The organism is uncultured Jannaschia sp. (assembly GCF_947503795.1).
GTDB lineage: Bacteria > Pseudomonadota > Alphaproteobacteria > Rhodobacterales > Rhodobacteraceae > Jannaschia.
Map to the genome: position 1 here is coordinate 269,518 of NZ_CANNEZ010000002.1, position 12,574 is coordinate 282,091.

General features: G+C 66.5%; 13 protein-coding genes and 1 pseudogene. 9 read left to right on the forward strand and 5 right to left on the reverse strand.

All coding sequences use genetic code 11. The annotated features are described in order from the left end of the window. Positions 1-46 precede the first annotated feature (46 nt). Entirely contained in the window at positions 47-526 is a 480-nt protein-coding gene (locus tag Q0833_RS13850) for an SH3 domain-containing protein (protein WP_298436886.1), read from the forward strand. Here Q0833_RS13850 and Q0833_RS13855 read toward each other — a convergent pair. After that, positions 523-1,365, reverse strand: coding sequence for an inositol monophosphatase (locus Q0833_RS13855; protein WP_298435910.1), 843 nt, complete (start codon positions 1,363-1,365; stop codon positions 523-525). The genes Q0833_RS13850 and Q0833_RS13855 overlap by 4 nt on opposite strands. A gap of 95 nt (positions 1,366-1,460) precedes the next feature. On the opposite strand from Q0833_RS13855, the gene Q0833_RS13860 reads away from it, so the two are divergent. Next, positions 1,461-2,084: a M35 family metallo-endopeptidase gene (locus tag Q0833_RS13860; protein WP_298435913.1), complete on the forward strand. Its 624-nt coding sequence runs from the start codon at positions 1,461-1,463 to the stop codon at positions 2,082-2,084. A 50-nt stretch (positions 2,085-2,134) separates the two neighbouring features. Here the strand turns inward: Q0833_RS13860 and Q0833_RS13865 are convergent, their stop codons facing one another. Continuing rightward, the gene (locus Q0833_RS13865) at positions 2,135-4,153 is read right to left on the reverse strand and encodes a M3 family metallopeptidase (RefSeq protein WP_298435916.1); all 2,019 of its coding nucleotides are present in this window, start codon (positions 4,151-4,153) and stop codon (positions 2,135-2,137) included. Positions 4,154-4,296: 143 nt separating this feature from the next. Here Q0833_RS13865 and Q0833_RS13870 point away from each other — a divergent pair, with 143 nt between their 5' ends. The 6 genes and pseudogenes from Q0833_RS13870 to Q0833_RS13890 all read left to right on the forward strand — a co-directional run bounded on the left by Q0833_RS13870 (position 4,297) and on the right by Q0833_RS13890 (position 6,701). Next, on the forward strand, positions 4,297-4,437 hold the full coding sequence (locus Q0833_RS13870) for a hypothetical protein (protein WP_298435957.1): 141 nt from the start codon (positions 4,297-4,299) through the stop codon (positions 4,435-4,437). After that, positions 4,437-4,562, forward strand: a complete 126-nt coding sequence (locus tag Q0833_RS13875) for an entericidin (protein ID WP_298435960.1) — start codon at positions 4,437-4,439, stop codon at positions 4,560-4,562. The genes Q0833_RS13870 and Q0833_RS13875 overlap by 1 nt, the downstream gene beginning before the upstream one ends. 70 nt (positions 4,563-4,632) lie before the next feature. Then, positions 4,633-5,049 carry a VOC family protein gene (locus Q0833_RS13880; RefSeq protein WP_298435963.1) on the forward strand — a complete coding sequence of 139 codons (417 nt, stop codon included), beginning with the start codon at positions 4,633-4,635 and terminating at the stop codon, positions 5,047-5,049. Positions 5,050-5,151: 102 nt separating this feature from the next. Then, positions 5,152-5,352: pseudogene (locus Q0833_RS17890) on the forward strand (nucleotidyltransferase domain-containing protein); the annotation flags it as partial. Positions 5,353-5,361: 9 nt separating this feature from the next. Beyond that, positions 5,362-6,090: a hypothetical protein gene (locus Q0833_RS13885; protein WP_298435966.1), complete on the forward strand. Its 729-nt coding sequence runs from the start codon at positions 5,362-5,364 to the stop codon at positions 6,088-6,090. Beyond that, positions 6,090-6,701, forward strand: a complete 612-nt coding sequence (locus tag Q0833_RS13890) for a hypothetical protein (protein ID WP_298435968.1) — start codon at positions 6,090-6,092, stop codon at positions 6,699-6,701. The genes Q0833_RS13885 and Q0833_RS13890 overlap by 1 nt, the downstream gene beginning before the upstream one ends. A 98-nt stretch (positions 6,702-6,799) precedes the next feature. Here Q0833_RS13890 and lepA read toward each other — a convergent pair whose 3' ends face one another. Both lepA and Q0833_RS13900 read right to left on the reverse strand, forming a co-directional pair. Continuing rightward, the gene (gene lepA / locus Q0833_RS13895) at positions 6,800-8,599 is read right to left on the reverse strand and encodes a translation elongation factor 4 (RefSeq protein WP_298435971.1); all 1,800 of its coding nucleotides are present in this window, start codon (positions 8,597-8,599) and stop codon (positions 6,800-6,802) included. Positions 8,600-8,691: 92 nt separating this feature from the next. Further along, positions 8,692-9,534, reverse strand: a complete 843-nt coding sequence (locus Q0833_RS13900) for a MaoC family dehydratase N-terminal domain-containing protein (RefSeq protein WP_298435974.1) — start codon at positions 9,532-9,534, stop codon at positions 8,692-8,694. A 97-nt stretch (positions 9,535-9,631) separates the two neighbouring features. Between Q0833_RS13900 and Q0833_RS13905 the strand changes: the two genes are divergently transcribed. Next, on the forward strand, positions 9,632-11,677 hold the full coding sequence (locus Q0833_RS13905; protein WP_298435977.1) for an NADH:flavin oxidoreductase: 2,046 nt from the start codon (positions 9,632-9,634) through the stop codon (positions 11,675-11,677). 6 nt (positions 11,678-11,683) lie between these two features. Here Q0833_RS13905 and Q0833_RS13910 read toward each other — a convergent pair whose 3' ends face one another. Continuing rightward, a complete protein-coding gene (locus tag Q0833_RS13910) occupies positions 11,684-12,439 on the reverse strand; it encodes a DUF2189 domain-containing protein (protein WP_298435980.1) in 756 nt (251 codons plus the stop codon). Positions 12,440-12,574 lie beyond the last annotated feature (135 nt).

A 12,574-nucleotide genomic window follows, 5' to 3' on the forward strand; every position in this document is an offset into this window, starting at 1 on the left:
AGACCCCGGCGGAGACAGTGAGGCACGGGCAGTCATGCGGAACTGGATGATCGGGACGGCGCTGGCCGTCCTTTCGGCCCATGGGGCCATCGCGGCGGAAAAGGGCCCGGTGACGGGCATGGACCTGCCGCGCTTCGTGTCGATGAAGGCATCCGAGGGCTATGCCCGGCGCGGGCCGTCGGGCACGCACCGGATCGATTGGGTGTTCAAGCGCCGCCACATGCCGCTGCGGGTCGTGGACGAATACGGCCACTGGCGCCGTGTGCAGGACCGCGACGGCGCGGGCGGCTGGATGCATTACTCGCTTCTGTCGGGCAACCGGACCGTGATCGTCGAGGAGACGGTGCTGGACCTGCGCCGCAGACCGCGGCCCGATGCGCCCGTGTCGGCGCGGCTGGAGCCGGGCGTGGTGGCTTGGCTGGGCGAATGCGACGGCAGCTGGTGCGAGGTTCAAGTCGAGGGCGCCGCGGGCTGGGCCGAGACGGGCCGCCTCTGGGGCGTGGCGCCCGGAGAGGTGCGGGACTAGACCCGCAGGTCGTCGAAGGCCCCGCGAAAGGTCTCGGCCAGCCGCTCCCAGAGCGCGGGAGACCGGGCATTCAGAAGATACCCCTCGCGCATCGTCGGCGCATAAGGCGTGCCGTCGAGCGTGCGCGAACAGCCCCCCGCCTCGTCGAGGATCAGCGCACCGGCCGCATGGTCCCAGACGTTCAGCATCCCGTTGAGGCAGAAATCCGACGCCCCGGTCGCCATGCAGCGATACTCGTGCAGGCTGGAGCCCTGCGAGGTCATGCGCCGGAATGACGGTGCCGTCGCCGCGATGTCCGCGCGGATCCCTTGCGGCAAGTGGTAGAGCCCGGTGTTGCCGCGCAGCGTGTCGAGCGGCGCATCCGCCGCCTCGGTCCGCAGCGGCCGCGCGCGCCCGGCCCGGACATGGACGGCCCCGCCGCCACGATGCGCCGCCACCCAGTCGTCGAAGGATGGGTCGTAGAGCAGGCCCCAGACCGTCTCGCCGTCCTCGAGCACGGCGACGATGACGCCGTAATTCGCGACGCCATGGGCAAAGTTCCACGTCCCGTCGATCGGATCGATGATCGTCACGCGCCCCTCGCCCACCCGGTCGAGCAGGCCGGGATCGGCGCTGACGGCCTCCTCGCCGATGACGCGGTCGCCCGGAAGGATCGCCTCGACCTGCGCGGTCAGGGCGCGTTCTGCGGCGGTATCGGCCACGGTCACGAGGTCGTCCCACGTGGATTTCGCGTCGACATCGCCCGCGTCGAGATTGCGGAAGCGCGGCGCGATCTCGGCGGCGGCAACGGCGCGGGTGGCGGCGATGATGGCATCGGCCTGGGCGGCGGTCAGGGGCATGGCGGGCTTTCGGTCAAGGTCGGGAATCCATCACTACGACGACGCGCGGGCCGCCGCTATCCGAGGATCACCCTTTGCAAATTCAGGAGGTTGAGATGGGTGTTCGCACGAAGATCCGGTTCGTCGATGCAGGCGTGCTGGACGAGATCGTCGCCGAGGACAACGACGGCGACATCACCGACGAGACCGATGTCATGGACGAGGTGCAGGAGGCCGCCGACGAGGCGGGGCGCCTGCTGGGGCTGGGCAAGCGCCGCATCGAAGCAGTGTTCGCGCATAACCGGCTGAAGAACAAGAAGGCCGCGTGGAAGAACGACGCCGTGATCTGCCGTTATTTCGGCGACAGCGACGTCACGCGACGCCAGATGCGGCTGGTGCGGCGGCGTCTGCAGCGGGCGCATCGGCGGACCACCGAGGGCCGTCTGCGCATCCGCCTGCGGAGCCAGTCGAAGGCGTCGAAAGCGACGACCCGCGGCCGAAATTCGGGGGGCGTGGCGACACCGCGTATCTTCCAGCTCTACCCGCGTTGGTTCGCGGCGACCGAGCGGGAGCGCGCGGGAATCCTCGCGCATGAGCTGTTCCACGACTGGAGCCGCGACCACGACGTCACCGGCGATCCCTACTCGATCGACAACGTGCTGGCGCTGGCGCGCGACGAGCCGAAGAAGGCCCGGCGCAACCCCGAGAATTTCGAGCAATTCATCCTCGCCCTCGCCTGAGGGCCGCCGGTGCGGCGCGGGCCCCGAAGGGACCGCGCCGCACCAAGCGATCAGGCCGCGTCGTCGAGGCCGCGCCCCTTCAGGAGCGCGTCGACCCCCGGCAGCCGCCCCCGGAACCGCGTGTAGAGCGCGGCCGCGTCCTCGGACCCGCCGCGCGACAGGATGTCGGCCTCCAGACGCTTCGCCAGATCGGGGTCGAACGGATCGCCCGCCTCCTCGAAGGCGGCGAAGGCGTCGGCATCCATCACTTCCGACCACATGTAACTGTAGTAGCCCGACGAATACCCGTCGCCCGAGAAGACATGCGCGAAATGCGGCGTCGCGTGGCGCATCCGGATCGCGCGGGGCATCCCGATCGTCTCGAGCACTTCGGCCTGTTTCTGCATCGGGTCGGCGGGCGCGGGCCCGTCATGGAAGGCGAGATCGACCAGCGCCGAGGCCACGTATTCCACCGTCGCGAACCCCATGTCGTAGGTCGAGGCCCGGAGCAGCCGGTCGCGCAGCGCATCCGGCATCGGCTCGCCCGTTTCGGCATGGGTCGCGAACTCGGCCAGCACCGACGGCACATCGAGCCAATGCTCGTAGAGCTGGCTGGGCAGTTCCACGAAGTCACGCGCCACGCTGGTCCCCGAGATCGAGCCGTAGGTCACGTCCGACAGCATCTGGTGCAGCGCGTGGCCGAACTCGTGGAACAGCGTCCGCGCATCGTCGTAGGACAGGAGCGCCGGCTCGCCCTTGGCGAAGTTGCACACATTGACCACGACCGGGCGCACGTCGTCGTCCAGCCGCGACTGGGACCGCATCGCGCTGCACCACGCGCCCGACCGCTTGGACGGCCGCGCAAAATAGTCGCCCATGAAGACCGCGACATGTTCGCCGTTCCGCGTGACCTCCCAGACGCGGACATCGGGGTGGTAGGCGGGCGTGTCCAGACGCTCGAACTCCAGCCCGAAGAGGCGGCGGGACACCGCGAACGCCGCCTCGATCATACGGTCGAGCTGGAAATAGGGTTTCAGCTCCGCCTCGTTCAGGTCGTGCAACTCGGCACGCCGGGCCTCGGCATAGTAGCGCCAGTCCCACGGCTCCAGCGGGCCGACGACGCCATCGGTGCGGGCCATGCGGGCGAGGTGCTCGGCATCCGAGAGTGCGGCCGTGCGTGCGGGATGCCAGACCTGCATCAACAGGTCGCGGACGGCATCGGGCGTGCCCGCCATCTCGGTCTCGAGCTTGTATTCGGCGAAGCTGTCGTACCCCAGAAGGCGCGCCCGCTCCTCGCGCAGGGCGAGGATCTCGGTCGCGATGGCGCGGTTGTCGGTCTCGCCGCCATTGGCACCCCGCGCGGTCCAGGCCTCGTAGGCCCGCTCGCGCAGGTCGCGGCGGGGGCTGAACTGCAGGAACGGCACGATCAGCGAGCGGTTGAGCGTCACCACCGGGCCGGGCCGGTCGCGCTCGGCGCCGGCGGCGCGGGCGGCGTCCTTCACGAAATCCGGCAGCCCGTCGAGGTCGTCCTCGGAGAGATCCATGAACCATGCGCGCTCGTCGGCCAGGAGGTTCTGGCTGAACGCCGTCCCCAGCGTCGCCAGCCGCGCCTTGATCGCCGTCAGGCGTTCGGCCGCCTCGCCCTTCAGCGCCGCCCCCGCGCGCACGAAGCCCCGGCGGGTCAGCATCAACACGCGGGCCTGCTCGTCCGTCAGGTCGAGATCGTCGCGCCGCGCCCAGAGATCCTCGATCCGTGCGAAGAGCGCTGCGTCGTTGGTGATCTCGGAGGAATAGGCCGAGAGCTTCGGCGCCATCTCGCGCTGCAGCGCCTCGCGGGCGGGGGTGCTGTCGGCGCCGGCGAGGTTGTAGAACACGCCCGCCACCCGGTCGAGCGTCCGGTCCGACCGCTCCAGCGCCTCGATCGTGTTGGCGAAGGTCGGCGCGGCTTCGGTCGCGCCGATGGCGGCGATCGCGGCGCGTCCCTCGGCCATGCCCTGCTCCAGCGCCGGCGCGAAGTGGTCGTCCTCGATCCGGTCGAAGGGCGGGAGGGCGTGCGGGCCGGTCCAGTCGGACAGAAGCGGGTTGGTCATGGGCGTCTCCTTCGCCGCCCTATGTAGGACCGCGCCGCCCGGTGATCCACGTCCGATCCGGGGCCCGCCCGCGTCGCGCCATGGCGGAACCGCGCGCCCCGCGCTATCGTTTCCGTCAGGCATCAACCCCAGGGAGAGCCGCCATGTCGCTCCGTCTCACCAAGATCCTCGCACTTACGCTCATCCTGCCGGTCCTCTCGGGCTGCGCCGCCGTCGCCGTGGGGGCCGCGGGCGCCATCGTCGCCGACGAGGTGGCCGAGAACGAAGGCGGGAACCTCTTCTGATGGCCCGTCTGACACGCGCGGCCCTCGTGCTGGCCGTGGCCCTCGGGCTGGCTGGGTGCGAGACGGCCAAGGGATTCGTCCAGGACAGCGAGAACCTCGGCGACGCGCTCAGCGACGGGCTCTGACCCGGACGGCCGGGGCCTAGGCGTCCGCGCACCGAGCGGCTAGCCTGCGCCGATCAGCGAAAGGATCGGCATGGGCTGGAGCATCCATCACGTGAACCTCGAGGCGCGCGACGTGCGGCGCACGGCGGCGTTCTACACCGACATCCTCGGCATGAAGGAGCGTCCCTGGACCTTCCCCGAGACCCGCGGCTACCTGCCGGGCGACCCCGACAAGCTGGCCCTGCTGGGCGACGGGCGGGACGGACATTCCGGCCTCCACCTGATCGCCCCGGACGAGAGCTTCGCCGAGAAGAACGACCTCGCCTTCAACCCGTCCGTCGGCGGCCACGTGGCCTTCAACGTCCCCGACCTCGACGCGGTGATCGCACGGCTCCGCGCGGCGGGGGTGAAGCACTCGGTGACCAGCGAGTTCGCCATCCCGGGACTGCGGCATGTGTACCTGGAGGACCCGGAGGGGAACTTGGTGGAGGTGAATGGGGGGATATAGAGAGAAACGGCTTGAAGATCACTTCATCCATGTGAATATGCTGTCGACCATACGTGAAAGCTTATGATGAATATTGTGACGAGAAAAAGTAATAATTCGTCGATGAGGCTCGCACAGCTATCCTCAAAATTAGAGAGATCTCCCGCTGTCGACGCATTTCCTAACCTAGCGATCTTCGCGACTGGCTCATACGCGCGTTTAGAAGCTTCCGCTCACTCTGATATCGACTTGTTTTTCGTTCATGATGGCTCTCTCGACTCTATGGCAGAGCGAAGGACTAAGTCGCTGCGCTTATTCGCGCATCTAATAGATGTGGCCGACAAGCTCGAATTCCCTAAATTTTCTAATGATGGTGAGTATCTGAGGGTTGTCCAGAAGGACGACATTCTAACGAACCTTGGCGGGCGTGACGATGATCATCTCAACTTTTTTACGACACGTATGCTCCTGCTGCTTGAAAGCAGATGTGTACATGGCGAACATGTGTACCTTAGGATTGTAGAAGATGTAATCGCGTCATACTTTCGAGATTACCCTGACCATAAGCAAGAATTCAGCCCTACATTCTTAATAAATGACATATTACGGTTCTGGAAGACGCTGTGCCTAAATTATGAGCACCGGCGGAACCAGCCCAATGACGGATCTACAAAGAGAATTAAACAGAAAACAAAAAACTTCAAGCTGAAGTTCAGCCGTATGTTAACTTGCTTCGGTTCGGTCGCGCTCATAGTTGCAAACCGAAATTGCTTCAGGAAGCCAGACCTGGTGAGTATGTGCAAGAACACTCCTCGACAGCGTCTGGAAACAGCTTGCGAAGGCAGGCTAAGCACGCAAGGCAATCTCTCCGCAGCATTCGATCTATATGACTGGTTTCTTGAAGAGACTGATGTGCCAGAATCTGATTTGATGGATAAGTTTCAGTCGACGGACTATAAGAGAGTCGCATTCTCAAAAGCTGACGAATTTGGGGATCACATATTCTCCATCATCTCGGATATTGCGGGTGAGACGGACTACATGCGCTACTTGGTGATCTGATGTTCTTCGTCGCAGTAGGTTTTTCAGACTTGCGAGTTGCACGGATGCTAGACGTCATGAGAATCATCTGCGAGCCTGATGCTGCCAGGCCGTCTCATGTAACACTCCGCGGCCCCTATGATGCGAAGAAGAACGTTAGCAATTCCTTGCTTGAGAAGGACGTAGGGCAGATGATTGTCCGCGGGCCCAGAACTTTTTTTTCTGACGCATATGCGCCTCGGGAACAGAACACCGTATATCTTGGAATAGAGATTTCGGGGATCGGCGACTATTGGCATAAACCACAGTATCCAGACGGGACTCCTCATCTGACGATCTACGATGGAAAGAGCCGGAAATTCGCGTGGATAGTATTGACGACTTTACGGAAGCATTCGTGGAACTTCTCAGTAAACTCAACACCAATGCGGATCCTCGAGAAGAAGAAGGGTGTAGAGCAAGCCTATCTAGAAGATTTCGAGAATTATAGACTCGCACTTGACCAAGTGTTTTTCAAGGGAGTGGCGTTCAACCAGATACGCGCACTGTCTGACATTGAACGGGCTGGCGCTCTAAATAAGGCTTGTCATATTCTACACGACCTCACCCGCCCATTCTCCAAGCAATATTAATCGCCAATTGCGACTTAACGCTGCCAACCAACCGTGTGGGCCCGCGTTTGTCTACGCCAAACGCTTCCGCCCACCGATTCCCCAATCTGCCTGCGACGTCACCCATCCATCTTGAGGGCACTGATGAACGCGGATTGGGGGATTTCCACCTTCCCGAATTGCCGCATCTTCTTCTTGCCCGCCTTCTGCTTCTCCAGAAGCTTCTTCTTCCGCGTCGCATCCCCCCCGTAGCACTTGGCCGTCACGTCCTTGCGGAGCGCGGCCAGTGTCTCGCGGGCGATGACCTTGCCTCCGATGGCGGCCTGGATGGGGATCTTGAACATGTGGCGGGGGATCAGCTCCTTGAGCTTCTCGCACATGGCGCGGCCGCGGGTCTCGGCGCGGTCGCGGTGGACCATGATGGAGAGCGCGTCGACGGGCTCGTCGTTGACGAGGATCTGCATCTTGACCAGCGAATCCTCGCGGTAGCCGAGCATCTGGTAGTCGAAGCTGGCATAACCCTTGGTGACGGATTTCAGCCGGTCGTAGAAGTCGAACACCACCTCGTTGAGCGGCAGGTCGTAGACCACCATGGCGCGGGGGCCGGCATAGGTCAGGTCCATCTGGATGCCGCGGCGGTCCTGGCAGAGCTTCAGCACGTCGCCGAGATAGTCGTCGGGCACGAGGATGGTCGCCTTGATGCGCGGCTCCTCGAGATGGTCGACATGGGTGAGGTCGGGCATGTCGGCGGGGTTGTGGAGCTCCGTCATCGTGCCGTCGCGCATGTGGACGTGGTAGACGACCGAGGGCGCCGTGGTGATGAGGTCGATGTCGTATTCGCGCTCGATCCGGTCCCGGATGACCTCGAGATGGAGAAGCCCGAGAAAGCCGCAGCGGAAGCCGAAGCCCAGCGCGGCCGAACTCTCGACCTCGTAGGAGAAGGAGGCGTCGTTCAGGGCCAGCTTCTCGATGGCGTCGCGCATGTCCTCGAAGAGCGCGGAATCCACGGGAAAGAGGCCGCAGAACACCACCGGCTGCGACGGCTTGAAGCCCGGCAGCGCGGTCGCGGTGCCCTTCTTCTCGTGGGTGATGGTGTCGCCGACGCGGGTGTCGCGCACCTGCTTGATCGACGCGGTCAGGAACCCGATCTCGCCCGGCCCCAGCACCGGGATGTCGGCCATGGCGGGGCGGAAGACGCCGATCCGGTCGACATGGTGGATCGTGTCGTTCGACATGAAGCGGACGCGGTCGCCCTTCTTGAGGTGCCCGTCGATGATGCGGACGAGGACGATGACGCCGAGATAGCTGTCGTACCAGCTGTCCACGAGCATCGCCTTCAGGGGCGCATCCGGGTCGCCCTTCGGCGCGGGCAGGCGGTCGACGATGGCCTGCAGCGTCTCGCGGATGCCCTCGCCGGTCTTGGCCGAGACGAGCATGGCCTCGGAGGCGTCGATGCCGATCACGTCCTCGATCTGCTCGCGCACGCGGTCGGGCTCGGAGGCGGGAAGGTCGATCTTGTTGAGGACGGGGACGATCTCGTGGTCGGCGTCGATCGCCTGGTAGACGTTCGCCAGCGTCTGCGCCTCGACGCCCTGGGTGCTGTCGACGACGAGGAGCGAGCCCTCGACCGCGCGCATGGAGCGCGAGACCTCGTAGGCGAAGTCGACATGGCCCGGCGTGTCGATGAGGTTGAGCGTGTATTCCTCGCCATCGGCGGCGGTGAACTGGATGCGGACGGTGTTGGCCTTGATGGTGATGCCGCGCTCGCGCTCGATATCCATCGCGTCGAGCATCTGGGCCTTCATGTCGCGCGCCGCCACGGTGTTCGTCTCCTGGATCAGCCGGTCGGCCAGCGTGGACTTGCCGTGGTCGATATGGGCGACGATCGAGAAGTTGCGGATATGGGCGAGGTCGGTCATGGGGCGCGGCCTGACGGGAATGGGGTTTCAGGCGGAGATATACCGGGGGCCGGGTGGCGACTAGGGGGTGCGGCGATGGGCCGACGGTGCGTTCAGACGGTGGCCGTTGCGGTCATGGCCAGCGCCCCCGCCCCGGTCCCGGCCGCGAGGCGATACCCGTCGCCGTCAGGGGCCACCCCGAACCGCAGATCGCCGGGCAGCGTCGCGGGTGCCGTGGCGCGGAAGGTGAACGTCCGGAGCGGACGCCCGGCGCGCGCCACGGCTCGGTCGGCCAGCAGCGTCGCGATCAGCGGGCCGTGAACGACGAGACCGGCGTGGCCTTCGACATCGCGGGCATAGTCGCGGTCGTAATGGATGCGGTGCCCGTTGAAGGTCAGGGCGGAGTAGCGAAAGAGTTGCACCTCGGAGGGCGTGCGCGTCTCGGTTTCGGGCCAGTCGCCGAAGGGCGTCGGTTCGGGCAGCGTGTCGCCGGGCGCGGGATCGGCGCGGTAGACGATGTCATGCTCCTCCCACAGCGCGCGCGTGCCCTCCGTCGCGAGTTCATGGCGCACGGTCACGAAGCAGAGCGGACCGCTGCGCCCCTGCTTCGGCGTCACGGCCGTGATGGTGGAGGTCTTTTCGACCTTGGCCCCGAGCGGCAGGGGCGCATCGAAGCCCAGCCGCCCGCCGGCCCACATCCGGCGCGGCAGGGCGACCGGGGGCAGGAACCCGCCCGTCGCGGGATGCCCGTCGCGGCCCAGCGCCGAGAGCGGTGCCGCGTCCAGATGGTAGAGCCAGTGCCAGAGCGGCGGCAGGGGATCGCCCGGCCCCAAGGTCGGCGCACGATCCAGCGTGGCCTGCATCATGCGGGCGGGCTCGGGCCGCAGGATATCGGTCGCGGTCGCGGTGCGGCCGATCCAGCGGGCGAGGATCTTTGGGTCGAGCGTGCGGTCCATGGGCCTCCGGGCATGTCGGAAACGGGCGTCGCGGACGTGATTGACAGGTGCGGGCGCCCATCGCCAGCCTGAACGCCACCGCCGGGGAGGCCGACCCATGTCCAACGATCCATTGCTCCAGCCCTTTCGCCTGAAGCACCTGACCCTGCGCAACCGGATCATGACGACCGCGCACGAGCCGGCCTATCCCGAGAACGGCATGCCGACGGACCGCTACCGCGCCTATCACGAGGCGCGCGCCAAGGCCGGCGTGGCGCTGGCGATGACGGCGGGCTCGGCCTGCGTGTCGAAGGACAGCCCGGCGGCCTTCAACAACGTCATGGTGGATGACGACGCGGTCGTGCCGTGGATCGCCAAGCTGACCGAGGCCTGCCATGCGCATGGCACGGCGGTGATGATCCAGCTGACGCATATGGGTCGGCGGACGCGGTGGGATCAGGGCGACTGGCTGCCCTCGATCTCTTCGACCAAGCATCGCGAGCCGGCGCACCGGGCCTTCCCCAAGCTGATGGAGGACTGGGACATCGCGCGGGTGGTCGCGGATTTCGCCGATGCCGCCGAACGGATGCAGGCGGGCGGCATGGACGGGATCGAGATCGAGGCCTACGGGCACCTTCTGGACCAGTTCTGGTCCCCGCTGACCAACGAGCTCACCGGCCCTTACGGCGCGGATACCTTCGAGAACCGGATGCGCTTCCCGCTGGAGGTCATCGCGGCCATCCGGGCGCGGGTCGGCCCGGAGTTCATCGTCGGGGTGCGCTATACTGCGGACGAGACCTCCAAGGGTGGGATCGACCCCGAGACGGGTCTCGAAATGGCCCGCGTGCTCGAGGCGACGGGCGAGGTCGATTTCCTCAACGTCATTCGCGGCCGCGTCCATTCGGATCCCGCCTTGACCGAGGTGATCCCGGTGCAGGGGATGCGCCACGCGCCGCATCTCGACTTCGCGGGATCGGTCAAGGCCGCGGTCGGCCTGCCGGTCTTCCACGCCGCGCGTATCCCCGACGTGGCGACCGCGCGGCATGCCGTCTCGGCTGGCTTGCTGGACATGGTGGGCATGACCCGCGCTCATATCGCCGACCCCCTGATCGTCGCGAAGGTGATGGACGGGCGCGAGGACGAGATCCGGCCCTGCGTCGGCGCGACCTACTGCCTCGACCGGATCTACCAGGGCGGGGCCGCGCTCTGCATCCACAACGCGGCCACGGGGCGCGAGTTGACGATGCCGCATGTCATCGCGCCCGCGCCGGACCGGAAACGCGTCGTGATCGTCGGCGCGGGGCCGGGCGGGCTGGAGGCCGCCCGGGTCGCGGCCGAGCGCGGGCACGACGTCACCGTGTTCGAGGCGCAATCCCAGCCCGGCGGCCAGATCCGCCTGACGGCCCGGTCGCCCCGCCGCGCCGAGATGATCGGCATCGTCGACTGGCGGATGGCACAATGCGCCGCGCGCGACGTGGCCTTCCGCTTCGACACCTGGGCGGAGGCCGATGACGTGACCACGCTCGACCCGGACGTGGTGGTGGTGGCGACGGGCGGCCTGCCGAACCTCGAACTCTTCGAGCAGCGCGGCGAGGCGGCGCATGTCGTCTCGGCCTGGGACGTGATCGCGGGCGATGTCGTGCCCGCGGGCCGCGTCCTGATCTACGACGAGGCCGGGGACCATCCGGGCCTGATGGCCGCCGAGGTGGCAGCCGGTACGGGGGCCGAGGTCGAGGTGATGACCCCGGACCGCAATCTCTCGCCCGAGGTGATGGGGATGAGCCTCACGCCCTACCTGCGGACGCTGTTGCCTCTTGGCGTCACCTTCACCGTCGCGCGGCGGCTTTTGTCGGTGGCGCGGGCGGGCAATCGCCTCGCAGCGTCGATCGGGTCCGACTACGTCGCCGATGTCACGACCGAGGAGTACGACATGATTGTCGTGAATTACGGAACCGTCCCGCTGGACGATCTCTACCACGACCTGCGCCCCGCCTCGTCGAATGGCGGCGAGATCGACCACGCCGCACTTCTCGCCGGCCAGCCGCAGGCCATCCAACGCAACCCCGGCGGTCGGTTCCAGCTGTTCCGGATCGGCGACGCGGTGGCCTCGCGGAACACCCACGCGGCGATCTATGACGGGCTGCGCTTCATGAAGGACGTCTGAGCGCGCTCAGTCGAAGGCGCGGCGGTAGAGATGCCAGCTCGCATGGGCCAAGACCGGCAGCACCAAGGGTAGGCCCAGAAACCACGGCGCCAGCGCCGCGAGGGTCAGCCCGGCGACGATCATCGACCAGAGCAGGAGCGTGCCGGGATTGGCGCGCACCGTCCGGTAGCTGAGCCGCATCGCGGTCACGAGATCGAGTTCGCGGTCCAGCAGGAGCGGGATCGCCATGACCGTCAGGGCGAACACCAGCGCCGCGCAAGCCGCCCCGAACGCGATCTCGGCCGCGAGCAGCGTCCAGATCCGTCCGTCGGCATAACTCGCCCAGTCCGAGACCGGGCCAGTCAATGCCGACGGCCCCAGCACCAGCGCAAAGAGGATATGGGCGAAGAAGCTCCAGAAGAGGAACGCGATCAGGAGGAACATGCCAAGCCACGGCATCTGCCGACCCCGCTCGGCCCAGAGAACCCCGAGGATCGCGCCGGGCGTGAGCGGTGCGCCCGCCTCGCGCCGGCGGCTGACCTCGTAGAGACCCACGGCAAGGAAGGGTGCGACCAGCGGAAAACCCAGCGTCAGCGTCAGCGTCCAGGTGAATAGCCCCGCCCCCAGCGCCGCCAGCCCCAGCCCCGCCGCCGTCAGGATGCCGCCGAAGAACAGCCCGTAGACCGGCGCCGCCGCGAAATCCGCGAGCCCCGCACGGAGGGCGCGCCCGAGATCGGCGGGGGTCAGATGCGGCGTGGCCGGAAGGGGATCGGACGGGGTCACGGAACCTCGGGACGGGGGTGTGCGATCCGGCGACGATCCGCCAGCCGGACGGCCGCCGTCGTTGATCCATGTCATACCGCGCTGTCCACACCGGTTGACAGGACGCCTGCCCTGCCCCACATGGCCCTCGACCCC